Below are 24,146 nucleotides of genomic sequence, written 5' to 3'. Positions count from 1 at the left end.
ATCGGATGCTTTCTTGATTATATTTATTACATGGCTATGAATATGTTTGGGAAGATAGTTTTGGCTGCTACGGTTGTCGCTGCGTCGGCTTTGGCTGTGTCGGCGTTTGCGGCGGGCAAGGTGGCTTGCGTCGGCAATAGTATTACGTACGGTTACGGGATTGTGTCTTGGCCTGACCAGACGAGTTATCCGCATCATTTGCAGGAGATGTTGCGTGGCGATGCACCTGGCGATACAGTCGAAAATTTTGGCGTGAGTTCGCTAACCGTTCGGAAAGATGATCAGGCTTCGTACTGGAAGGGCCACCGTTTTGCTCCGGCGATTGAATTTGCGGCAGATACGGTAATCATTGAACTGGGCACGAACGATTCCAAGGCTTACGCACCGTGGAATACTCCGGCACAGAATGCTGTGGTCGATTCGGCGATTACGGCTGATTTTGAAGCGTTGATTGACACGTTCCAAGTGAAGTCTAAACCGCATGTTTTCATTTGCTTGGCTCCTTATGTAAATAACGTAGATTGGAACATTATTGATACGACGGTCGTGAAGCGCGTGAATCCTGCAATTTTGCGGGCGGGGCTCGAAAAAGGCGTGAACGTGATTGACTTGCATTCGCGTTTTAGCGCACTTGAAAATCCAAGCTGGTATTTGTCGGATATGGTGCACCCGTCTGTCGAAGGCGCAAAGCACTTGGCAGAAATTGTGTATGCCCATTTGCAGATGGATACTTTGCGTGTAACGCAAGATGGCTCGACGCTCAAGGCTCCGAAAGGTTTTGGTTACCAGTGGTACAAAAACGGCAAGATGCTTGAAGGCGATACGCTTGAAACGCTTGCCATTTCGGGAGTGGGCAAGTACAAGGTTTCTGTGAAAGTTGATGAAAAAAGTTTGTCGCGGATTGTGACTGCGCCGATGGATGTGCAAGAAACGACGGGACTCAAACCGAATATCCGCACGAGTGAAAGTTGCGAAAATGTGCAAAATTTTAGTAATTTTGAACAAAGTTTTGATGCCGGTGGACGTGCTTTGAAAACGACACGTAAATACCAAAAAGTTTACAGAAAACATTAGATTGGGGCTTTTGCCCCATCTTGTAATCCATCTGTCGCTCAAAATTAGCAGATAATCTCCTGTTTTGTGTGCTTCACGAAAGTTAACACGGTTTAGGACTTGATTTGACAAAGTTATTGTTAAATTAAAACTCGAACAAACAGGAATTTTAGATAAATGCCTAAGTATCTTTTACTGCTTTTTTTTAGCGTGGCGACACTTTTTGCCAATTCATTTTCTGCCGATATCGGTAAATTACACGATATCGTTTATGTCGAATTGGTGACTCGCGATACCGTGTATGTTCCGATTAAACCCAAAACCGATACAATTTATGTTGTCGGAGATTTACCTAATGCGAATGCTTCCGAGGCTTTAAATGCAACGGCTTCTGTGCCGACTTGCTGCCGCCCGACCGAAGACAATCCGTTTGGGCTTGATACGACAAAGTTCTTGCGCAACGATACGAACTATATTCGGCATTCACTTTACATTGGCGCTGATATTTTTTCTGCTCTAAATTCCCTGTTGGGTAATATTACCATTGTTGCTAATGCTGAGTTTGCTTTTAGTCGTAAGAATTCCTTAATGATGAATTTCCATTATGCAAAAAAGATGCCTTCGGATGATTATACTGAAAATTTTAAAAAGGAAGACTATAGTGGAAATATAACACAATTCATTTTTGGCTTAGGGTATCGCCATTATTTCCGCCCAGCAAAGACATCGTCGATGATAGAATTGGGCTTGAATGCTCAATTTCGTAATTCGGATTACACGTATCATCCTTATTGGAAATATGATATGGTTCCGACTGTTGTACAACGTAATCAATGGGGAATCCAACCTTACATTCATCATGGATTTGTTCGCCGTAGCGATTACGTGACTTGTAGTTTTGAATATGGACTTGCATATAACACCTTGTCAGAACATGGGGATGTTCTGAAGAATCATATTATGTACCTTGCGGACGGTATTCAGATTGATTTTAAAATTAACATAAGTGTTGGTATGCTATGATAAATTTTATGAAAAAAATGGTATGGACTGTATTGCTTGTTATGCTTTTCTCAAGTGCTGCTATGGCGCAAACCGATACGGTTTATGTTCGTAAGCATGTGACAGATACTGTATTTGTAAAGTATCCTCCAGATACCGTTTATATAAAAAAAGCTTCTGCAAAACTGGCTGAGAATGCACCTGAAAAAAATGAATTTGTGACGTATTATGATACGGATACGATTCCTCCGGCGATAAACTTTTATATTGATGGCAGCTTGGGTGCGGATTTGATTCTTTTGGCGCTTGGTGCTGGCGTTTTGGGTTTTGAGTTAGAACAAGAGAACATGTATCGAGGATCCGTTATTTATAATTTTTCAGCTTTTTTTGGATTCCATGACCTTTGGGACGAGTGGAAAGGAATTAAAAGTATATGGAGCTTGGGATTAGGCTATAGACAATATTTTGTGACATCCGTGATGACACATGCGAATCCTAGTAAACATCCTGTGAAACACAGGAACGTGCCGCTCAACAGTTTATCCCTTTTTGCTCAGGCTATGATCGGGCCTACTTTGAATTACGATAAAATACGGAATGTAGAAGGTGATGACGAAGAGCGGGGCGCGTGTGCTTTTGGAGGATTCGCTAAAGGGACTTTGGGGGTAGTGGGAAATTTCGGAAATTTCCTTTGGGAATTTGGACTCAGCGGCGGGTATCAATATTGGGACGAAAAAGCTCGATTGATGTTGAATACGGAAAATGTTGCTCTTATTAATGGAAGTTCTCTTAAGGGGGCATTCTTTGGTTTCGAAATAAAATTGGGTTTCTGATATGAAAAAATATTGCTTGTTTTTTTCGATTCTTTTTTCGGTGTCGGTTGCATTTGCCGTTGGATGGGATTCTTCAACGTCAAAGTTGAGTAAATCGGACACGCTTTATGTGGACACGCATAAGGTAACGTATGTTGATGATGAGCCTAAGGAAGCATCCCCTGCTTATAATACGACGGTGTCAGAAGCTCAGACGCTCGATAACCCGTCTGACTTGAGTGTTCCTCCATATACAAGGCATCGGTTATATGCGGAACTTGTAGCTCAGAATTTGGCTCCTGGGATAACGTATGAATATTTGTTTGCCGATTTTTGGAGTGTTTCGGCACGATTTAGTTATTCTAGTTTTTCTAAAAAAAATATTGCTAGTTATACGGATGTCGAAGGTGAAATGGATGCCTTTTCGATTCCCTTGATGCTTCGGTGGTATTTTGGACGTCGAAATTCGGGAACGACTCAAGTTATTGATGCGGCTGGTGGCAATCATGAAATTGGACAGAAATCCCAAATGGAATTATTTTTGCAGTTGCGAATGGATCCTGTTTTTTATGTAGCGGATCTTACCGACCCGACAGATCAAGGACGGATTTTTAATCGGAATCAAAATGGCCTTGCTGCTGTGGTTGGCTTTGGAACGAGATTTATTGGGACTCGTTTTTTCTGGGGTACAGAAATAAATTTTGGTCGTTTTGTGAAAAAGCCTCAATTCATGGATGAAATAAACGTGAGTGCTAGTAACAAGTTTATTTACACTCGCTTGCTTGAAAATATTTTCTTTGAAACGAATTTGTCTGTAGGCTTTGTCTTTTAAAAAGATTGAGAATCGGACCTCACGTCAACTTTTCGGTAAGTCGCGTGTAACGCCTTGTGCTGCGGTTGTTGCGCACGGCTTGGTAGAACGCGCCGGGTGCAGATAGAATCCATACGTGGCCTTTCGCTCGCGTGATGGCGGTGTAGATGAGGTTCCGCTGCAGCATGATGCTGTGGCTTGAATCGAGTACGACGATGACGGCGGGGTATTCGCTGCCTTGGCTTTTGTGGATGGTACAGGCATAGGCGAGGATGAGTTCTTCGACTTCGTCGGGTTCGTAATCGACGGTCTTGTCGTCGTAAAAGACGGTGATTTTTTTGCTTTCCTTGCCGATTTTGTAGATGATGCCCACGTCGCCGTTAAACACGTTCTTGTCGTAGTTGTTGCGGATTTGCATCACGCGGTCGCCCGTGCTCCAGTTGTTGCTTGCAATTTTAATTCGTTCTTTATCGGGGTTGAGTAGGTTTTGCAGGAATGTGTTCAGCTCGTAGATGCCGAGAGGGCCTTTGCGCATGGGCGTAAGGAGTTGCATCTCTTGCGTGTCGATGTCGATTTTTTCTTTGATGCCGTATGTGACGAGGCGTGCGATGAGGTCTTTGGCTTCGTCGGCGGTTTCGTAGGGTAAAAAGTGGAAATTAGGACCTTCGATAGGCGAGGGGCAAATGCCTTGGTTGATTTTGGCCGCTTTGTCGGCGATGTCGTTACCGCTTGCTTGGCGGAAAATATGCTGGAGCCGCGTGCTCGGAATTTGCGTGCAACGTAATAAATCATTCAGCACGTTGCCAGGCCCCACGCTGGGGAGCTGGTCAGCGTCGCCCACGAGAACGATTCGTGCATTGAGCGGTGTTGCTTCGAGGAGCGAGGCGGCAAGCCACGTATCGACCATACTGAATTCATCGACGATGAGCAAATTGCATTGGAGCTTGTTGCTTTCGTCGCGGTGGAACTTGCCCGAAATCGGATCGACTTCGAGTAACCGGTGGATTGTGCGTGCTTTTTCGCCGCAGCATTCGCCCATGCGCTTGGCTGCGCGTCCGGTGGGGGCCGTGAGGCTTACGCATTCTTCCATTTGGCGGGCGAGATAGAGAATCCCTTTGAGAATCGTCGTCTTGCCTGTGCCTGGGCCGCCTGTGATAATCGAAATCTTTCGCGAAAGCGCCATTTGGATGGCTCGTCTTTGAATCGGGTCAAAGCTGAACTTGTGCTCGCGTTCCCACTGCGCGAGGTCGTTTTCGAAGTTGTCGATTTCAAGTTCGTTGTAGCGGAGACGGAGCTTGATGTTGTCTGCGATTCGCTGTTCTGCATTGTAGAGCGGCGGAAAATAGCAGTCGTCGCCTTCTCGCTTGATGCGTCCGATTTCGCTTGCTTTTTCGAATTCGTCGAGGAGCGTGTTGATGGGGCCGTCGTCGTCTGGCAGCAACCGCAAATTGCGGAATGTGCGTTCCAAGAGAACGTTTTTGGGCAAGAATACATGCCCGTCGCTCACGGAGGATTCTTGGAGCGTGTAAAGCAATGCCGCTTGGAACCGTTCGGGGCTGTCTTTGGGGAATCCTACTTTTTGTGCGATTTCGTCGGCCTTTAAAAATCCAATACCCCAAACTTCTTCGCAGAGCATGTACGGGTTCTGCGTGATGCGTTCGATCGTCGCTTGCCCGAACTTGTTCCAAAGGCGTTTTGCTACACTGCCGACAATTTCGTGCTTGTACAAGAACAGCATTGTTTCGCGGCTGTGCCTTGCCTCTTGCCAACGTGCAAGGAAAGCTTCGACTTTTCTTGCCGGAAATCCCTTGATTTTGACTTCACGGAATTTGTCTGGGTCATTGTCGAGAATGTCGGCGGTCTTGTCGCCAAAAGCTTCGACAATGCGTTCGGCAATTTTTTGCCCGACTCCCGGGAATTGTCCACTTGCAAGATATTCGACGATATCGTTATCTTCTGTTGTGAGGTATTCAAAAGAGGTTGCTTGAAATTGCTTGCCGTATTTGGGGTGGCTGCCCCAAGTGCCCTCGATAGAGATGGATTCGCCTGCCTGAAACGCCGGAAAAGAACCCGTGACGACAACAACTTTTTTGCTTTCGATGTCGTTAAGACGCATCACGGTAAACCCGTTTTGCGGGTTATGGTACGTGATGGATTTTATGTTGCCTTTTATGACCACAACCGTTGTCATGCCCGATTTAGTCGGGCATCTCCTTTATTTGTTGTGGATTGTTCATGCATTGATTGTAATATGCAATGTGCTATGAAATGCTTATTTTGCCTTGGGAATTTTCCCTTCGTCCAGTTCCGGATTCCAAACGTCAGGATCGAAACCTTCCATCTTGGTAAGCGTTTTACCGCGAGTGCAAAGCAGGAATCCGAGAATGGCGGCATCATGGAGTGCGATTACGAGTGCTGTCTTGTAGTCAAGCCCAAATCCGAGCGGAGCACCTTTGAGGTTTTCGGGGCTTACCCAGAGAATGTAATCCGTCGTGATGAACGTCATGAACATGCACGGAATCAGTGCTATCCAGAAGTTCTTCTTTTTGCTGCGGAGATAAACTACAGCAACGCTCAAACTGCAAACGGCCATGAGCTGGTTGCTCCAGCTAAAGTAATTCCACAAGATGTTGAATCCTTCGGGGTTCAAGTTGCTCCAGAAAATAATCACAGCGCAGAGAGCAAACATCGGAACAGTGAGAATCAAGCGGTTCCGCACTGAGGTCTGTTCGAGTCCCGTGAGTTCTGCGATAGTGAGGCGGAGGCTTCTGAGGCTTGTATCGCCGCTGGTAATTGCAAGGATAATCACGCCCACAACCACGAGAATCGAAATCGGTGCCCAGGGAATTACGGTCGAAACGAGAACGCTCAAAACTTTCACGCCTGAAGCGCCTGTCAAAAGTTCCGGCATCTGGTGATAAATGAACATGCCGCCGGCAGCCCAAATCATACCAATCAAACCTTCGATAATCATCATGCCGTAGAACGTCTGGCGACCTGTCTTTTCGGTGACTTCAGTGCGGGCGACGAGCGGGCTTTGCGTGCTGTGGAATCCGCTGATGATGCCGCATGCAATCGTCACGAAGAGCATTGGGATAATCGGTTGGCCTGCCGGATGCTTGTGGAAGTTGCTCATGATATCGCTGAAGCAGAATTCATCGAGAACGTTCAAGTTCGGGACAATGCCTATGAAAATCGCAAGCGAAGCGAGAATCAAAAGAGCACCGAAAACTGGGTAGATACGACCGATAATCTTGTCAATCGGGAAGAACGTGCTTACGAAGTAATAAGCGAAGATGACGGCGACCGCAATCCAGAATAGTGTCGGCGAAACGTGGCTACCGGCGAGAATAGGTGTGTTCACGAGTGCTGCCGGCGTGTTGGTGAACACCGCACCGACGAGGATGAGCGCCACCGAAATCAGTGTCATCACAACCTTAGCAGGCCCCTTGCCCAAGAACTTGCGGGAAAGGGCAGGCACGTTGTAACCGTTGTTGCGCATGCTTACCATGCCGCTAAAGTAGTCGTGTACCGCCCCGCCGAGCACGTTGCCGAGCGGAAGCAGTATAAACACGATGGCGCCGAACTTGATGCCTAAAATCACGCCGATCACGGGGCCGATGCCGGCAATGTTCAAAAGTTGAATGAGAACGTTTTTCCAGTGCGGCATCGGGACGCGGTCAACGCCATCCGGATTCGCAAGCGCCGGAGTCTTGCGGTCATCGGGGCCGAATACACGTTCAACAAACTTGCCGTAGGTGAAATATCCAATGATGAGGATTGCAACACCAATTAGGAATGTTATCATTTTTTGTGCCTTCTTTAGTTAATTAAAACTGGACCATTAAGTTCATGGATATGGCTATGTAAGTTTGCCATACGTAACTTTTTAAATCCTGAGTCCCTGCATTTTTTGTATTGACTGCTTTATACCAAGTCTCGTAAAAGTGCAAAGACGGATTTAGGCAAAAGAAATCCGTAATGTAATAACGTACGTTTGTGAGGAGTGCGATTGATGAACCCATTAGTTCTGAATCTGTGAGTCCCAATTCTGTGCTTGTCGCATTATCCTTGATATTTAGCGAAGAGAATGAGTATCCAAGGCCTACACCGACTTGAAAAAATTCGGGGTAGAAAAAGTTGTAAGTGAAATCCGCTCCCAATCTCCAAAAACGCATTTTTTGTTCTGAGATATTATTTGGAAGGTTGTTAATGGCGACGTTCATAGACCAGTACTGGAATGTTGCTGCAAGTGAAAATTCTCGAATGTTCACGCCAATGTTGTAGTTGGGGGACATGAGGACTTTGGTTTGGGGCAAATTGACTGTTTCTGTTATGTCGTCATCACCCTTGATTTTTAGGGTTTTGTCAAAAAAATCACCACGGTTGGCGATGACTCCGAAACCGATGCTTGCAAAATAGGAACGCGGCCAGTAGGTAAAATCACTACCGTCTGGCTGAGCGAAAGCTGTGGCGCACAATAAAACGACGGCCAATAAAATTTTTTTCATCTTTTTTACCCCCAAGAATTTTGTATCCCAATAGAGTTGCAATAAAGATAGAATTTTGATGGCCGCTTGTTGTGAACTGTAATTTATTATAGTGGGTTATTCTGCGTATTTGAACATCGCGTCGATGCACTTCTTGGCCTTCACGCGTACGCCTTCGTCAAGCGAAATGTGCTCTGCCTTTTCGGGGTGACGAAGTGCTTCCAAGATGTTTTCGAGCGAGTTCGACTTCATGTACTTGCACATGCAGCAACTACCAATAAAGTTCATATCGGGGTGCTCGTAGTGCATGCGTGCGTTGAGACCGCATTCCGTGAGGAGCAAAATGCAGCTGTCTTTGGGCTGTTGGTTGATGTAGCTCACCATCTGACCGGTGCTTCCGACGTAGTCGCTGAGCATGGCGACAGACGGGTTGCATTCCGGGTGGCTAATCACCTTGAGATTCGGGTTTTGGCTACGGAAGAACTGGATCAAGTCCGGGTCGTAGTTTTCGTGAACGTAGCAGCAACCGTTATAGAGCTTGATGTCCTTCCTGACACCGCGACGCTTCATTTCGTCGATGATGTTCTGACCCATGAGGGCGTCTGGCACAAAGAAAATCTTGTCGGACGGAATCGTTTCGACGATGTGCATCACGTTACCGCTAGTCACGCAGACGTCGCAGGCGGCCTTCACGTCGGCAGTCGTGTTGATGTAGCAGACAAACGTGTAGTCCGGATTTTGCTTGCGGAGTTCTTCGACGTCCTTGCCGGTAATGGAATCGGCGAGGCTACAACCTGTAAGCGGGCCCGGGATAATCACATCCTTCTGCGGGTTCAAAATCTTGGCGGTTTCGCCCATGAAACGCACTGCAGAGAAGAGGATCGTCTTTTGCTGGACTGTGGTGGCGTCCTTGCTGAGCTTAAAGCTATCGCCCGTGAAGTCGGCAACGCCCAAAAGAATTTCAGGAGCGCAGTAGCTGTGGGCGAGGATAACGGTGTCCTGCTGCTTTTTGAGCTCGTTGATTTCGTTGATGAGCGGGAGCATCTTTTCCACCTTTTCCATAGTGTAGGTGCAAAGGGCTGCGCCCGGCTTGACGGACTTGAGACGATTGTAAAGTTCTTCTGCTGTCATTGTTGTTCCGTGGTTAAATGCCTAGTGTAAAGATAGAAATTAGAGTGGTTGGTGGTTAGTGGTTAGTAGGAAGTAGGCGGTAGGAAGTAGGAAGTTTTTTTATAATCGCGGCTTTGCCGCCAAACTAATCCTGTCTACTGCCTACTGTCTACTGTTTACTGCGCCGTAGGCGCTAATACCCCGCCCATTCGGCGCTGATGGAGGGGCTTGCTTCGCGGATGTTTTTTTCTTCGGTGGTTTCGTCTTTGCGGGCGATGTCTCCGCTTGCGATGCGTGCCTTGATTTCGTCGAACGTTTTTGGCGGAATAGAATCGGGGGTGTTGTCGCCAAGCACTTTGCAGGGGGCGACTTCGGATTCTTTCGCTTTGTCTTTGACGGGCGTGTATTCGCGGAGTGCTTTGACGGTGTAGAACTTGTCTTCTTCGGGGCACCAGGCGGTGAGAGCCTTGCCGTAGCAGCAACCGGAATCGAGACCAATGAATCCGGGGATGTTCACAAAGCCCATCTTGGCCCAATGTCCAAAGACAACTTTCTTTTCCCACTTCACTTGTTCAAACCACGGCTTGTCATTCCAATAACGGATGGAAAGGAGCACTTCGGGACTCATGTCTTCGAGACGCGTCTTGCCCGGTTCAAGGCCTGCGTGCACGAGCAATGCATGCGGCGTGTCTCGCCAAAGCGGCCAATTCTTCACGGTATCGCGGATATAGACCCATTCGTCGAGCGAGAGCGCCTTGAATCGTTTCCGTTGCTTTTCGGTCCATTGGCTTTGTGGAGTTTCCATCATGCGGACGAGGTGTTCCTCGTGGTTTCCGCGAACGGTCAAAATACCGAGTTCTTCGACGATGCGGATGGAACGCAGCGTGTCGGGGCCTTTGTTGATGATGTCGCCGGTCTGGTACAGCGTATCGCTTCCACGAACGAAGCCGAACTTGTCGATCATCTCGGAAAGTTCATCCGCACAGCCGTGCACATCGCCGATGTAGAGAGTACGTTTTGTCAAAGTGGCTAGTGGTTGGTGGTTAGTGGTTAGGTAATGAGGTTTAATTAGACGAAAGACGAGAGACTAGAGACGAGAGAGGAATAATCGCGGCTTCGCCGCCTAGTAAAAATTTTTTGCTCGTTGCACATTGCTATAATCTCTCGTCTTTACTCTTCGAGTCAAAACTTTTCGGCTCGGTTATATCGGCAATCGTACTTGCCGATGTGACTCTCGCCTCTCTCTCGTCTTTCGTCTCTAGTCTGTAGCCGCATAGCGGCGTTCTTTCGTCTATAAATGCACTGCTTGTCGCAATTTGTTGAGTTCGTTTGCAGTAAGTTCGCGGTATTCGCCTGCGGGCAAGTCGCCGAGCTGGATTTGGCAATAGCTTACGCGCTTGAGGTCGCGGATTTCGTAACCGACAGCTCGCATCATGCGGCGGATTTCGCGGTTCTTGCCTTCGATGAGCACAAGTTCTGCAAATCCGTTTTCGAGATAAACGTCTGTGGCAAATGCAATTTCTTCTGGTGCGTCCGGATCTTCGGGGTCGCGGATATCTACGCCTTCGACAAGTCGCTGGGCCGCTGATTCGCTGAGCGGTCGTGTTGTCCATACGTAGTAACTGCGTGGCACTTCGAAGCTCGGGTGCGTGAGGCGGTAAAGCAATTCGCCATCGTCGGTGAAAAGCAATAGACCGCGGCTCTGCAAGTCGAGTCGCCCGACGTATTTGAACGTCTGGTAGCCTGGCGGCAAGTAGTCATAAACTGTGCGGCGACCTTGCGGATCGTCTTTGGTGCAGACGCAACCAGCGGGCTTATGCAACATGATGACTTTGCTTTTCTTGTTCGTGGAAACTTTGAGGAGCTTGCCATCGATCGTCACTTGGTCTTTCGTTTCATCCACTTGATGACCGAGGTCGGAGATGGTTTCTCCGTTCACTTGAACGCGACCTTCTGCGACGAGTTCGTCTGCTGCACGGCGGCTAGCGAAACCACTGAGAGAAATGTACTTGTTTATACGCATAATTAATAACTAATGACTAACAACTAACTTTTCAAAAAAGCGGGTTTCTTCTTCGGCTTTTGTTCTGGTTCTTTTTCGGGCGGGTAGAGCAAGCCGAATCGCAGCCCTGCCGTGCTGATTTTGAACGTGTTAACGCGGAGTTTTTCAAGAAGCGAGCGCAACCAGAAAAGTCCACAGATAATGACTTCGTGGCGACCATTTTCAAGCCCCGGAAGCATGGCGCGGAGTTCTTTTGAAAGGTTCGTGATTCGCGTGGTGACGGCTTCGAGATCGGAAAGACTCAATTCAAGTCCTTCGATGGCTTTGTAGTCGAACACTTGTTTATTCAAGAACACCATTGCAAGTGCAGTGCCTGTTCCACCGATAAGGTAAATAGGCTTTTTCGTCATGCCCTTGAATGACAAATCCTTGAATGTTTCCTTGATAAACTTCTTGTATTCCGGACCGGGAATCGGACCCATCGCCTTGAACATCTTGAGGGCTCCCACCGGAATCGAGAACGTCGTTTCGCCATTGCTGAGTTCCGTGGAACCGCCGCCAATGTCAATGGTGACAAAGCCTGAACCGTGCCATTCCTTGACGGAACGGTAGGTGAGCTTGCCTTCTTCTTCGCCGGTGATGACGCGCGGCTTGACCCACACGGCTTTTTCTACAGCTTCGATGACTTCGTCTGGATTCTCGGCTTTGCGCATGGCTTCTGTCATGGCGACTGCTTTGAGGTCAGCGCCGAGAGCGTGCAAGTCCATGCGGAACTTGGTCATGATTTGCACAAGTTCATGGATGCGCTCTGGCGTGATTTTTCCGTGTTCGTAAATATCTTCACCAAGGCGGCAGACTTCTACTTTTTGCAGTTTCGGAATGAGGACTTTGCGGGTCGCCGGAGCGGTCGGCGCTTCAGATGTCGTTGCTTGCTCTGCCGGAGTTGTAGATTCGTTATTTTCGTTTTCAGAAGTTGATGGAGTTTCTGCTTCTGTAGATGCGACATTTTCAGTCGCTTCGTCATTTTCAGCGGGAACTTCCGTTTCGTTTTTTATCTCGGCGGATTCAACGGGTTTTGCAACTTCTAAGGGAACGTCATCAAAAGCTGCAATCAGTAGAATGCAACTGTGACTCCCAATGTCGATGGTTGCTTGGAGTCTATTTTCCACTTTGATCCTCGCCAGTTTCTTTATTTTCACTCTCGCTTTCAGTTTCGCTTTGCTTCATTTTCAATATGATGTTTTTCATCTTTTCAGCGAGAGTTCCCGGATTTGTGAGGAACTGCCTTGCGTGTGAAATGGCTTCTTCGACAACGCTTTCCGGATATTTGGAAGTCCAACCGGCTACGAGGTCGCTTGTAGTGCTGCCAAGCGGCTTCCTATCGCGGATTTCCTGCCCCATCTTGAGTGCAAGCAAAAGCCCGAGCTCGAATGCTTTCGGTTCCGCTTCTGCTTCGACCATCTTTTCGATGCGATTGATGCGTTCTTCGTAGGGAATGTTTAGCGAGTTGGTCAAATCTTTTTCTGAAATCATACTAACAAAAATAGTAAACGTGTGGTTCAGCGCCAAAGGTGCAAATTTGTTTAATGGCTGAAAAAAGAAAAAGACCCGCAGAAATCTGCGGGCCAAAATCGTTGGGGCAAAAAGAAGATTACTTCTTAGCAGCAGCCGGCTTTTTAGCAGCGGCAGGCTTCTTAGCAGCAGCGGGCTTCTTAGCAGCGGCAGGCTTCTTAGCGGCAGCGGGCTTCTTAGCGGCAGCGGGCTTCTTAGCGGCAGCGGGCTTCTTAGCTGGAGCTGGCTTTTTAGCGGCAGGCTTCTTAGCAGCGGCAACTGGCTTCTTTTTGCTAGGCGGCTTTTTAGCAGTCGGTTTCTTTGTAGGGGCTTTTTTAGCAGCCGGTTTCGTTTCAGTTTTTGTTTCAGCCATTTTTTTTCTTCCTTTTATGTTATTTTATTGTTTGATATCTGAAAAATAACTTCTTTTTCACAAATAATCAACAGTTATTTTAAATTTTTTCAAATTTTTTTTAGAAAAATTTTGTATCAAAAATGGTTAGTACGAAATGATTTTAAATAAAATAAAATCGATCTCATGAAAAATTCAATGAGATCGATTTTTTTAAATAAAATTTTTATTACTTTATATTAAAATTTATTTAGAATAATATAACGCTATGCTTTGGCGTGTACACTTTCGATGTATTTCTTAACTCCTTGAACACCAACAGAATACATATCTACGAATTTTGTAGCGAACGGTGGAATTTTATTCGGATGCATTCCGAGAGCGTCATGCATCACGAGAACGTGACCGTCTGTGAACTTGCCGCCACCGATGCCAATGGTGGGAATGCTGATTTCGTCGGTGATTTTTTTGCCGAGTTCTTCGGGAATGTGCTCGAGAACGGTTTCGAAGCAAAGCCCTTCTACAAACTTGGCGGCTTCTTCAATGGCGCGAGCTTCTTCTTCGGTGCGGCCTTTCTGCTTGAAGTTTTCTGCGGTCTGCGGTAAAAGTCCAAGATGCCCGCAGACGGGAATTCCTTTTTCGTGCAAGAACTCGAGAACGCCAGCGGGTGTGCCTTCAATTTTTACGCTAGAGGCTCCCACATCCATGAGACGGCGGGCGTTGTCGTAAGCGGTTTGCGGATCTTTGTCGCTCAAGTAGGGCATGTCGGCGACTACGTGAGTGTTTGGGGCGCCACGGCAGACGGCTGCTGTGAAGATGAGCATTTCGGTCATGCCGATTTCACGGGTGCTCTTGTAACCGAGCATTGTGTTTGCAAGGCTATCGCCTACGAGAATCTGGTCAATTCCGGCGGCTTCTGCAATATTTGCGAAAGCGAAGTCGTAAGCGGTGATCATGGAAATCATTTCGTGCTTGGATTTTTTTGCTTTGATATCTTCTGGTGTTAACATGATAACCTCTTAAATATTTTTACTAGCGGCAAATATACAAATACTGTAAAACTGTGGCTATTTGGTTACTGGTAAACAGTGGTTAGTAAACAGTGGTTAGTAAACAGTAGGCAGTAGGATGTGAACGTCATCCTGACGACTGTAAGGAGGAAGGATCCAGTGAAACAAACTCACCAACTTTGAGACGAACCATTTCTTGGTAGAACTTAGAGATTGGTTGTTAGTCATTGGTTCAGCTAACGATTGATAGCTACTAACTATTGACTACTGACCAATGACTAATGACCAAAAAGCTTTCTTGTCTCGTTCAAGAATTTGAGGGAATGAATTTCTTTCAAGAATCCGATGTGGTGGCGCAAGTAGGTGAGGAGTGCGTTCTCGGTGAATTCGGGGAGTTCGATTTTTCCACCATTGCGGAGAGCCCAAAGACCTTGTAGCGTTTCTGTTCGTGCACGGGGTGTATCGACGCCGAGGCATGCGTGGCATACGAATCCGCCTGTTTCGGGGAAAAAGTCTGCGGCGGGTTTGTCGAGTGCGCGACCGCATCGGCAACACGTTTCAAGGTCGAGGTTGTATCCCCACATGTCGCATGTATCCAAAAGCCAGCGTGCGAAAATATTTGATTTGTGGGTGTTTGCGGAGTTGTTGCAAGTTTCGTTAAATTCGCGGATGGCTTGTTCTAGCCGCTCGAATTCTTCTTGGAGAGGAACTCCTTGCGGGGCGTAGCGCAAAATCATTTCTGTGATGACTTGCGCTTTTGCGAGGCAAAGCAAATCATTTCGCAAGTCCTTGCGCCAGTCCAAGAGCGTCGCTTCTTTGATGAACTGCAATTCGGTATTCGGGTTTTGTCGAAAGACAACTTCGCTCAACGCGAGCGGATCCAGAGCACCCCGGAACGGAGATTCTTTTTTTTTGCCGCCCTTGACGATGAACGAAACAATCCCGCTCTCTTCCGTCAGGACTTTAACAATAAAGCTAGAGTCGCTGTACGGAAAACGATGCAGAACAATGGCACGAGTTTTTATCATAGACGAAAGACGAGAGACGAAAGACGAGAGACGACAACTGATAAAAGCGAGAGGCGCGACCAACAAAGTTGGGCATGATCGAGCTTAATTTGTGTTATCATGGGTTTAGCTTGATTCTACTTATTATTCAAGCGCGAAGCGCCATTATAAATCTCTCGTCTTTAGTCTATAGCGAGTTTTACGAGCGTTCTTTCGTCTAAACCGCTGGGAACGGAGGCCAGCCCATTTCTTGTCCGCCAACCACGTGCAGGTGGATGTGGAACACGGTCTGACCGGCATCAGCCTTGCAGTTGAACACAAAGCGGGCGCCGCCTTCTTCAAGGCCGAGGTCCTTCGCGATAAGCTGTGCGCGGTAGAGCATCTTGCCTACGAGTTCGCAATCTTCCGGCTTCATGTCCATGATGGTTGCAATGTGGCGCTTCGGCACCACCAAAAAGTGTACCGGAGCTTGCGGGGCGATGTCGTAGAAGGCGAAAACGTCGTCGTCTTCGTAGATTTTCTTGGAAGGGATTTCACCCTTGATGATTTTGCAGAAAAGGCAATTTTCACTCATAGTGTTATAATAGTAGTAAAAGGAGGGTTAGGTGTTTTCGTGATTGTCTAAGGAATAAAGCGTTTTTTCGTTTTCGATGATGGCGTTCATGGATTTAATGTAGAGTAGGCAAATTGGGAACATCAGTAATAAGCTGATAAGTCTGCATACGAAGAAATCGCCGATTATTGATGGAACCAATGAGAGAATCGTCAATATGAGAATCCACTTAAGCACCCCGGGCTTTAGAGCTTCAAATTTGGCATTGTGCGATTTGATAACATCTTCTTGACGGGCGAGGATGTCTTTAAAAATGAAGTAGTCGAAGATTCCGCATACCCACGGGATCAATGTGCAAATGACGGCTACGATGGGTGAAAATTTCGTTGGTGTGGAATTGCGTACCGTCTTGATGCTGATATACATCCATTTGCAGAATTTGAATAACGAAATGCACATTACTATTCCAAATATTAAGAGCAGGAACAGATAGCATAGGAATGCGATTGCTGATGAGAATTCCATTGGAGGTATTGCATCAGCACTTGTTAAATTCATGTAGGGCCTAAAAATGACGATTATATATTCAGTGAACAGCCCTATGATAAAAGCGAAAACGATGAAAATTTTTAACCAGACGATGGCGCTTCTGCCGCGCAGAATGTTTTCTGGTTCTTCTTGAGTGGATATTTCTTCTTCAGTCATAACAAACCTCAATGAACTAATATAGAAATACTTTTTTCAAAACTTGTTTATTTTTCGTATCTTTATGACGTGATGTCTTTTATGCGTAAAATAGTGGCTGCAATCTTTGCACGGGGAACTTACTCTGTGCTCAAACTTGTTGGTTGGAAGCGGGGAACTGTTTTGGCAAATGCGAAGCATGTGGCTAGTGCGTTTCCGCAAACGAATCCGGATGCCTTTTCGAACTCGATTTTGGGTGCATCGACCGTCACGCCTGTCATCTACGATACCCTCCTGAAAAACTTGACACGTCATGTGAGTGAACTCTTGTTCTGCTTTGGCACTTTCAAGAAGTTGCCGCATGATTTTTCTGCTTACCCGTGTCGTGTAGATGGCTGGGATTTCGATATTGCCGAAGGTTCTGCTCTGGTGCTTGAAAAAATGCGGAGTGGTGGAATTTTTTTGACGGCGCATTACGGCAATTACGAGGCTATGGGGCCATGGCTTTGCCGCCTTGGAATACCGCTTGTGGCAAGCTACATTCCCGTAAAACCGAAGTGGCTGAATCGCATTCTTGAAAGTAAAATTCGTGCTGTGGATGGCCGGAGTTATTCCGTGGATGCCCAGACTCCGCGTGATTTTTTGCGGATCTTGAATGGTGGAAAACTTTTCTGCTTGCTCGCCGATCAGGATTCTCGCATCCCGAGCGCGATCCAGGGGACTTTGCTGGGGCGACCGGCGAATGTGAACCCGTTGCCAGATTTTTTGCTAGAACATCGCCCACAAACTCCTGTATATATATGTTGGATGGAAGAAGTTTGCGGAGTCCATGTGCTCCATGCTGTCGAAGTGGAGCGAGTCCCGTTAAAAAATGAATCCTCAGTGCAATTGAGCGTTGTCAACACGCAATTCAACAAGTGGCTTGAGCAGCGCATTCTCGAAAATCCGAATCTTTGGTACAGCTTCACGCATCGTCGTTTTTATAGCTGTAATGCTGAAATATATTAGATTGAGGAATGAGTTTACGATGTGTTTTCTGTGCTGCCGTTAGTGCATCTTTAAGTATTCCAAAATGGCGTTGATGAAACGTTGCCCGAACTTTTGAATTTTCACTTCGCCGAATCCGAACACGTCTTGCAGTTCGTCTAGCGACAAGGGAGTTTTGTAGGCGAGGTCTTTCAGCGTCTTGTCGGAGAGCACGACGTATGCAGGCCAGTTGTTTTCGTCGGCAATTTGCTTGCGAACCTTCCGTAAAACTTCGAATAATGTCTTGTCTGCATGGTTGCTTTCGCTTGCAATGTGGTCGTTATAGGGATTGTCGGGGGCATCGGTGTATTGCCGTGCGTCGTCTGTGTTGAATCTTGCTGCTCCAGACAGTGTGTATTTGGACCGGGGCTTGCGTTGCTTACCGTCTGGCTTTGTTTCGATTTGGGGCGGTACGGCGAGTTCCGCGCTTTTCTTCCCGAACAGCACTTCGTTTCCGCTTTCGGTAATCTTGAGGTGGCTCGATTCGTTGTAGGCGATTTCGATGTAGCCCAGTTGCAACATTTGCAATAGGTAATCGTGCCAATGCTTGAGCGTTGTGCCGGAACCTACGCCGAACGTTTTTATTTTGTCGTAACCGTTCTGGACAATCTCTTCGCTGCGGAACCCTTTGAGGATTTCTGCGGTCATCGAAAAGCCGACATGTTCGCCCGTTCGCTTGATGGCCGAGAGTGCCTTTTGCACGAGGATGGTGCCGTTAAACCGTTGTGGCGGATGCTTGCAGATGTCGCAGTTGCCGCAGTTGCTGCTATTGTTCTCGCCGAAGTAGTTCAGCAAAATGCGGCGGCGGCAGACTTGCGATTCGGCGTATTCCTGCATGCGGTCCAACTTTTCGGAGTTGATTTCTCTTTGTCCGCTTTCGTTTACGAATCCGCGAAGCGTCATGATGTCTTGGAAATTATAGAACAGCACCGTTTCAGAGGGGAGGCCGTCGCGGCCTGCACGCCCGATTTCTTGATAAAAGCTTTCGATGCTTTTGGGCAAGTTGTAATGGATAACATAACGGACGTTGCTCTTGTCGATTCCCATGCCGAACGCGATTGTGGCGCACACCACGTCAATGCGGTCGTTGATGAAATCCTCTTGCACTTGATTGCGTTCTTCGGCGCTCATCCCTGCATGGTACGCCTTTGCAGAAACTCCTGCGTCAATAAGGTCTGCCGCGACCTTCTCCGTGTTCTTGCGTGAAAGGCAATAGATGATTCCCGATTCGTTTTCGTGCTTCGATATGATGGATAGAATTGTCTTTAATTTGTCTTGGCCGGAATATCCGCGTCGCACATCGAGACTCAAGTTCGGGCGGTCGAAAGAACTTATGAAAAGTTTGTAGTCTTGCAAATTCAACTGCCGGACGATATCTTCTTTTGTTAGCTTGTCTGCCGTTGCCGTCAACGCCATGATGGTCGCTTTCGGGAATGCTTGGTGTAGCCCACCGAGTTGCGTGTATTCTGGCCGAAAATCGTGCCCCCATTGCGAAATGCAATGCGCCTCGTCGATGGCGAATAACGAAACGTTCAAATGCTGCTGCAACCACGGGATTTCGCGTTGCAGACGCTCCGGCGAAATGTAGAGAATCTTGACTTCGCCCGATTTTGAACGCCGTCGGATTGCCGCGTTTTCGCTTTCGTCATTGTTGCTGTTGAGAGCTTCTGCCCCGATGCCGTTAGCATTCAACGCATCGACTTGGTCTTTCATCAACGAAATCAACGGCGAAATAACGACCGTAATTCCATCGAAAATCAATGCCGGAATCTGGTAGCAAATGGACTTGCCGCCACCCGTGGGCATCAATACCAAAGCGTCGTTGTGTGCGACAACATGGTTGATGATATCTTCCTGCATGGGGCGGAAGGAATCGTAGCCAAAAACCGATTTTAAAATTTCACGTGGGGTAGGCATCGTTTTGAATTCGGGAAACGTTCGTGCGACTTTGGGATAGTGTAAAATAGAATTATTTTCAGTGAATCACTTATTCTCAAATTCGTTAATCCATTCTTTGACCTTTGCTTGCAAAAGCTTCTTGTCCGGCAGATACAACTCATAAACGGAGGCGTAGATATTTGCATCCTTAGGCAAAGTCAGTTTTACTAAGGCATCTTTCTTTTCTTTGCAGAGCAAAATGCCAATGGTTGGCTTCTCGAAATCTTGCTTTACATAGCGATCATAGTAGTTAACGTACATCTGCATTTGCCCGAGATCCTGATGAGTCAACTTGTCAACCTTCAAGTCAACAAGCACATAACACTGCAACAGTCGATTGTACAAAACCAAATCCACATAGTAGTTGTCTTCGTCAAAAGAAAACCTTTTTTGACGAGATTCAAACAAAAAGCCTTTTCCCAATTCAAGCAAAAATTCTTGCAGCTTATTGATAATGGCGGTTTCCAGACTTGTTTCTGAATACGACGCGTCTGGCTTCAAACCCACAAATTCCAGTGTCACCGGATTGTTAATGATGTCTTCGGGCTTTTCGACCACATTGCCAACCTGTGACAGACGAGCAACTTTTTCCTTGTCCTGGCTTAACGCAAGACGCTCGTACAAGCTTGAACCATACTGCCGCTGCAATTCACGAACGGACCAGTTCCCGGATGTGGCCTCTATTTCGTAAAAGCGGCGTTCTTCATCATTCTTGATGCGCATGAGCACCTGATAATGGCTCCAGCTTAATGTGAAATTTGGGGTGTCCGAGATTTGACAGACAGTGTCTGTCAAATTTGAATAGGTCAGAAAAAATTGCCGTATCTGTCTCAAGTTCGAGTAAGACCATCCATCCCCATAATGAGCCGTGAGGCGTTCCGACAAGCCTTCAAGAACCTGTTTTCCATATTCCGCGCGTTTTTTCCCGGATTGTTCTTCTTCCACAATGTATCGCCCAATTTGGTACTTCGTGTAAACTTCGGCAACGTTCATTGCTGTAGCCACACGGGCTCGGGCTTGTTCAATCAAGTTCGCAACCTTATTGAACAGCGACTCCACCATTTTTGCAGGGATGTTCTCTTTATTTTTAACCATACAGCCTCCATTTTCCGCATATTGCGGACAGTTGATGTTAGAGGCGTCCCTTTATTCCGAAATAAAAAAAGACGCGATTCTCCATTTGACAGAGAACCACGTGCTGCATTAATGTACCTAATATTTGAAAAGTTGGCAAGGTATTTAATAAAATTTTACATAACCCATCGCTTCTTGCAAAAGTTTCTTGTCCGGCAGATACAACTCATAAACGGAGGCGTAGATATTTGCATCCTTAGGCAAAGTCAATTTCACTAAAGTTTAGGTCTCGTAAAAATAGGGTGTCTGAGATTTGACAATCACTGATTGTCAAATTTGAATAGGTCAGATAATTCTCTACAGCCCTAGCGCTTTCGCTCTATCTCGAATAGATTCTTTGTATTTTAATTTGCCTTGTTCGCTCAAAAAGGACTTGTCTAGCATTTCTTCCATCGCGGGCACGGCTTCGATGGCTTGTTTTATGAAGCGTGCGGCTCTTTTCTCGACAACTCCGATTCTTTTGGCAAATTCCATGAAATCTGGAGTGCCGTAAAAACCGTTAGCCTCATAAAAAGGGGTCTTGAAATCGTCTTCGTCCTTGAATAAATCTAGTGCTGTACGCGATTGTTCAAATGGAATATGGAGCGACGTGTTCAACAAGTCGTATGCAGGAGTCAAATTATAGACATCGGGATTTTCAACGGAATTGTGTAGCGAAAAATTCTTTGCATGAGCGTCGCCGTTACATACGAGATAATTGAATAGGACTATCCTGAAAAACACTTCAACGGCGACATCGGCGGCACTCACGTTCTCGCGAATCAATGAGGCGATTCCCTCGTATGAAATACCTTTGTACTTGTAGTCGCTACCGTTTATTTCGGGAATAAGGCCTGCAATTTGTGCGAAGTCGCTTTGACTCAAACGTTCTCCAGCATGCTCACCGGTTTCAATGACATCGAATCGTTTGGTGATATAGACGGGGTCGCCATTTTTGAAGTTCATTAAAGCTGATAACGCTGTCGGAATCTTGAAAAGGATGCGTGCCATCAGCATAGTTACATGTTCGTTGGCGGGTGCGTCTTGGTAGTTCTCGTAGTACGGTAGCAATGTCGGTTTGAGAATGTGTGTGCCGCCACGGTCTGTATTGACCAGTTTCTTGTTTTCGACTTTCACGGAAAACTTTGTCTGTGCCCCGGAAATGGAAATTCTCTTGACTGTTCCATCCTTCGCAAATGCAAGTTGCGGAACGTCAAAATCTAACGTGGCGTTGAATCTGGAAACGCCGAACAAAGCCTTCGAGCAGGCTCGGCAAAAATCTTGTTCCGATTCTTTTAAGCAACAGCGGCAAAGACCCATCAGCGACTCCTTTTACGTACGGTAACCGCACCGATAGTTTCGTGATTAGCGAGATTCAAGAGCATTGCAAATTTGTCTGTGCGCTTAATGCCGATACGTTCGCAATAGAAAGTTTTGTTAGCCCCTTCCGGGAGTAGCCCTTGAAAATACGGGAACAAATAAGGCGAGCGGAACAGCCGCTTCTTTTTGGGCATGTCCAATGCGATGGATGGGTTTCGGGATGTCGCGTAATTGGAGTCGTAAAAAAATGTGTAGCCTTTGCTGTTTTGCAGAAGATATCCGGCAAGAATATCGTTATAATAAACGCATGCGCTGCGGATTTTGTTATTCATGCGTTACCCTCTCGCTTAATGAGACCACAAAACCGAGGGGCTTCACTATCTTGTTCAAAACGTTGATGGACGGGTTCGCTTTCCCGAGTTCGACGGAGTTGATTGTTCTGGGCGAAACACCGGAAATCTCGGCCAAGTCCTCTTGGGAGAGTCCCAGTTTTTTTCGCCTTTCCGAAATCTGTTTTCCGAGATTTTCCATACGCGATGCTCCGAATATACCCATTAGTCCATTTTTGTTTGTTGTAAAATTCCGCAAGATATTGCGGTTTTTGCTTCAAAATATATAATTTAAAACGGTTTGTCAATGAAAATCTGCAAGATATTGCGGTTTTAACTCTTTTTGTATGCCTTCGGATTGCAAGAGCTTGGTTAACGAGAAAAATGGGGCTAGTGGTACGCTGGGGGTAAGCTTTCAGCGGCAATTGAAGGAAATGGTTGCTTTCGACCTTTTTCCTTCTCGTATTCCTCTGCTGTTGCGGCTGGGCCATCCCACCAGAGCTTTGTGGAGTCGTCGTAGAGCATCTTCGCTGTGTTTGATTCCATGAAAGAGATGAGGACATCTTCTTTGGATTTTTGCTCTCTTTCTGCGGGCCACAAGATCCATTGAGAATAAAGTTTTGTCGCTGATTTTAAACCAGTCTGAAATTTGCATCAAACGGTAGCCCCTTTGAATTTGAGATATGACTTTACATCTTCAAAAACAGCCTCGTCGCCTTCTACATGGAAAATCCCAAAACCTTCGCGGATGTATCTAAGAACATCGAATTTTTTGAAAAGTTGTGCAGCTTCTTTCAGTGAAAGATTAAACCTCTGGGCCGCGATTCTAAGAATGCGAATTTGCATAAAAAGGATTTGCTGCTGTTCGTTCATGTGAGGCCTCGGGATTGTGTAATGATAGCATTTTTCTTAGATGACTAGATTTCTTTTCAACAAATTTTCTTCTTCGCACATTGCTATTCGAATTACTTCAAAGTTCCCTTTTGTCTCGGGAACCGCAAATGGTATAACGGTCAATTTTATCGAACCTGCTAAAATATCTTTTTTAGTCTTTTGTTTTTTAACCTTGCTTGTTTCCTCTGTCAAATGAGGCGCAGTATTCACCAAGTAATTTTTGAACCGTTTCTTGCGGAATTAACTTCTTCTTGTATTCTGCGACCAATGTAGGGCTCATTGAACGATTCATCGCATATTCGACAACAACTTGATCTGCCGAAGGACAAAGAATCATACCGATGGAGGGATTTTCGTTTGGCTTTCGCACATCCCTATCCAACGCTTCCAGGTAGAATTCAAGTTGTCCCAAATCCTTAGGATGAAACTTTGCTGTTTTTAGTTCAATTGCAACTAAAGCCTGCAAGCCTCTATGATAAAAGAGTAAATCGGCTTTGAATGTAGATGCACCGACCTGCAAAACATATTCCATATCAACAAAAAGAAAATCTTTGCTGCCAAGTTCCAAAATGAAATTCTTCATTTTCTCTACAATAGATTTTTTTAGTTTGTTTTCCGAATGCTTTTGCGGTAAGTTTAAAAAATCTAGGAAGAGTTCGTCCTTAAAGGCTATTCCTGCTTGCGGATAATTTTTCAGCATCCCTTTTGAAAGATTCTTCTTTGAACGTAAAAGGGTCGTGAAAGTATCGTTCTTAATACAACGTTTCAATTCCCTAAAATTAAGACGCTCTTTATTTGCGTAAAGCATATAGAAGAGACGTTGCTCTTTAGTTTTGCAATGGCAAAGAATTTCTACGTGGTTTGAAAATGATGTAAGCGAAACAACCTTCGGAAACGAGCTTAATTGTGCAGACGGTGTCTGCACAATTTCCATCTTTCTATTTTTCTGGCTTAAGTGTCAAAATGAGACCTGAACAAGGCCTCATTTTCATTTAAGTGTCATTTGGAGACCCGATTTCATGTTTACCCCTTGTTCTATAAGGCCTGTGGGCGATTAATAGTCCTGAAATCAGTACTTTTCGACGTTCT

At 46.2% G+C, this 24,146-nt stretch carries 24 protein-coding genes and 1 pseudogene; 6 read left to right on the top strand and 19 right to left on the bottom strand.

What is annotated here, in order from left to right:
- The first annotated feature begins 42 nt into the window (after positions 1–42).
- From IKG78_RS00335 to IKG78_RS00320, 4 genes are all read left to right on the top strand, one after another.
- Positions 43–1,074: a GDSL-type esterase/lipase family protein gene (locus tag IKG78_RS00335; protein WP_290937978.1), complete on the top strand. Its 1,032-nt coding sequence runs from the start codon at positions 43–45 to the stop codon at positions 1,072–1,074.
- A gap of 156 nt (positions 1,075–1,230) precedes the next feature.
- On the top strand, positions 1,231–2,076 hold the full coding sequence (locus tag IKG78_RS00330; RefSeq protein WP_290937976.1) for a hypothetical protein: 846 nt from the start codon (positions 1,231–1,233) through the stop codon (positions 2,074–2,076).
- Between the two features lie 8 nt (positions 2,077–2,084).
- Positions 2,085–2,888: a hypothetical protein gene (locus IKG78_RS00325; RefSeq protein ID WP_290937973.1), complete on the top strand. Its 804-nt coding sequence runs from the start codon at positions 2,085–2,087 to the stop codon at positions 2,886–2,888.
- Between the two features lies 1 nt (position 2,889).
- On the top strand, positions 2,890–3,699 hold the full coding sequence (locus IKG78_RS00320) for a hypothetical protein (protein ID WP_290937971.1): 810 nt from the start codon (positions 2,890–2,892) through the stop codon (positions 3,697–3,699).
- Positions 3,700–3,718: 19 nt separating this feature from the next.
- Here the strand turns inward: IKG78_RS00320 and IKG78_RS00315 are convergent, their stop codons facing one another.
- The 8 genes from IKG78_RS00315 to IKG78_RS00280 all read right to left on the bottom strand — a co-directional run bounded on the left by IKG78_RS00315 (position 3,719) and on the right by IKG78_RS00280 (position 12,813).
- Complete coding sequence (locus IKG78_RS00315) at positions 3,719–5,869, bottom strand: ATP-dependent RecD-like DNA helicase (RefSeq protein WP_290937968.1); 2,151 nt, start codon at positions 5,867–5,869, stop codon at positions 3,719–3,721.
- 81 nt (positions 5,870–5,950) lie between these two features.
- Positions 5,951–7,486: a carbon starvation CstA family protein gene (locus tag IKG78_RS00310; protein WP_290937966.1), complete on the bottom strand. Its 1,536-nt coding sequence runs from the start codon at positions 7,484–7,486 to the stop codon at positions 5,951–5,953.
- Positions 7,487–7,508: 22 nt separating this feature from the next.
- Positions 7,509–8,189: a hypothetical protein gene (locus IKG78_RS00305; RefSeq protein WP_290937963.1), complete on the bottom strand. Its 681-nt coding sequence runs from the start codon at positions 8,187–8,189 to the stop codon at positions 7,509–7,511.
- A gap of 96 nt (positions 8,190–8,285) precedes the next feature.
- Positions 8,286–9,299 carry a quinolinate synthase NadA gene (gene nadA, locus IKG78_RS00300; RefSeq protein WP_290937961.1) on the bottom strand — a complete coding sequence of 338 codons (1,014 nt, stop codon included), beginning with the start codon at positions 9,297–9,299 and terminating at the stop codon, positions 8,286–8,288.
- Between the two features lie 172 nt (positions 9,300–9,471).
- Positions 9,472–10,302: a metallophosphoesterase gene (locus IKG78_RS00295; RefSeq protein WP_290937959.1), complete on the bottom strand. Its 831-nt coding sequence runs from the start codon at positions 10,300–10,302 to the stop codon at positions 9,472–9,474.
- Between the two features lie 267 nt (positions 10,303–10,569).
- Entirely contained in the window at positions 10,570–11,301 is a 732-nt protein-coding gene (locus IKG78_RS00290; protein WP_290937957.1) for a pseudouridine synthase, read from the bottom strand.
- A 23-nt stretch (positions 11,302–11,324) separates the two neighbouring features.
- Entirely contained in the window at positions 11,325–12,449 is a 1,125-nt protein-coding gene (locus IKG78_RS00285; RefSeq protein WP_290937956.1) for a phosphatase, read from the bottom strand.
- Entirely contained in the window at positions 12,439–12,813 is a 375-nt protein-coding gene (locus IKG78_RS00280) for a hypothetical protein (RefSeq protein WP_290937954.1), read from the bottom strand. The genes IKG78_RS00285 and IKG78_RS00280 overlap by 11 nt, the downstream gene beginning before the upstream one ends.
- Positions 12,814–12,866: 53 nt before the next feature.
- Between IKG78_RS00280 and IKG78_RS00275 the strand changes: the two genes are divergently transcribed.
- Positions 12,867–13,253 (top strand): hypothetical protein, encoded by a 387-nt coding sequence (locus IKG78_RS00275; RefSeq protein ID WP_290937952.1) that lies wholly within the window; start codon positions 12,867–12,869, stop codon positions 13,251–13,253.
- 196 nt (positions 13,254–13,449) lie between these two features.
- Here the strand turns inward: IKG78_RS00275 and panB are convergent, their stop codons facing one another.
- The 4 genes from panB to IKG78_RS00255 all read right to left on the bottom strand — a co-directional run bounded on the left by panB (position 13,450) and on the right by IKG78_RS00255 (position 16,458).
- Complete coding sequence (gene panB, locus IKG78_RS00270; RefSeq protein ID WP_290937950.1) at positions 13,450–14,193, bottom strand: 3-methyl-2-oxobutanoate hydroxymethyltransferase; 744 nt, start codon at positions 14,191–14,193, stop codon at positions 13,450–13,452.
- 278 nt (positions 14,194–14,471) lie between these two features.
- On the bottom strand, positions 14,472–15,221 hold the full coding sequence (gene recO, locus IKG78_RS00265) for a DNA repair protein RecO (protein WP_290937948.1): 750 nt from the start codon (positions 15,219–15,221) through the stop codon (positions 14,472–14,474).
- Between the two features lie 196 nt (positions 15,222–15,417).
- Positions 15,418–15,774: a histidine triad nucleotide-binding protein gene (locus IKG78_RS00260; protein WP_173468321.1), complete on the bottom strand. Its 357-nt coding sequence runs from the start codon at positions 15,772–15,774 to the stop codon at positions 15,418–15,420.
- Positions 15,775–15,801: 27 nt separating this feature from the next.
- Positions 15,802–16,458 carry a hypothetical protein gene (locus IKG78_RS00255; protein WP_290937944.1) on the bottom strand — a complete coding sequence of 219 codons (657 nt, stop codon included), beginning with the start codon at positions 16,456–16,458 and terminating at the stop codon, positions 15,802–15,804.
- Positions 16,459–16,539: 81 nt separating this feature from the next.
- On the opposite strand from IKG78_RS00255, the gene IKG78_RS00250 reads away from it, so the two are divergent.
- On the top strand, positions 16,540–17,445 hold the full coding sequence (locus IKG78_RS00250; protein WP_290937942.1) for a lysophospholipid acyltransferase family protein: 906 nt from the start codon (positions 16,540–16,542) through the stop codon (positions 17,443–17,445).
- Positions 17,446–17,484: 39 nt separating this feature from the next.
- On the opposite strand, the gene recQ is transcribed toward IKG78_RS00250, so the two are convergent.
- The 7 genes and pseudogenes from recQ to IKG78_RS00215 form a co-directional block, all read right to left on the bottom strand.
- A complete protein-coding gene (gene recQ / locus IKG78_RS00245) occupies positions 17,485–19,380 on the bottom strand; it encodes a DNA helicase RecQ (RefSeq protein WP_290937940.1) in 1,896 nt (631 codons plus the stop codon).
- A gap of 66 nt (positions 19,381–19,446) precedes the next feature.
- Positions 19,447–20,496, bottom strand: coding sequence for a PDDEXK nuclease domain-containing protein (locus IKG78_RS00240; RefSeq protein ID WP_290937938.1), 1,050 nt, complete (start codon positions 20,494–20,496; stop codon positions 19,447–19,449).
- A 336-nt stretch (positions 20,497–20,832) separates the two neighbouring features.
- Positions 20,833–21,834 carry a HipA domain-containing protein gene (locus IKG78_RS00235; RefSeq protein WP_290937936.1) on the bottom strand — a complete coding sequence of 334 codons (1,002 nt, stop codon included), beginning with the start codon at positions 21,832–21,834 and terminating at the stop codon, positions 20,833–20,835.
- Entirely contained in the window at positions 21,834–22,166 is a 333-nt protein-coding gene (locus tag IKG78_RS00230) for a HipA N-terminal domain-containing protein (protein WP_290937934.1), read from the bottom strand. The genes IKG78_RS00235 and IKG78_RS00230 overlap by 1 nt, the downstream gene beginning before the upstream one ends.
- Complete coding sequence (locus IKG78_RS00225) at positions 22,159–22,365, bottom strand: helix-turn-helix transcriptional regulator (RefSeq protein ID WP_290937932.1); 207 nt, start codon at positions 22,363–22,365, stop codon at positions 22,159–22,161. The genes IKG78_RS00230 and IKG78_RS00225 overlap by 8 nt, the downstream gene beginning before the upstream one ends.
- Positions 22,366–22,817: 452 nt before the next feature.
- A complete protein-coding gene (locus tag IKG78_RS00220; protein WP_290937931.1) occupies positions 22,818–23,036 on the bottom strand; it encodes a DUF3791 domain-containing protein in 219 nt (72 codons plus the stop codon).
- Positions 23,037–23,223: 187 nt separating this feature from the next.
- Positions 23,224–23,964, bottom strand: a pseudogene (locus tag IKG78_RS00215) (PDDEXK nuclease domain-containing protein); the annotation flags it as partial.
- Between the last annotated feature and the right edge of the window lie 182 nt (positions 23,965–24,146).

The organism is Fibrobacter sp., from assembly GCF_017545445.1.
In the GTDB taxonomy this organism is placed as follows: domain Bacteria; phylum Fibrobacterota; class Fibrobacteria; order Fibrobacterales; family Fibrobacteraceae; genus Fibrobacter.
The sequence above is the reverse complement of the archived record's forward strand: the minus strand, read 5'-3'. Positions and strand labels throughout refer to the sequence as shown.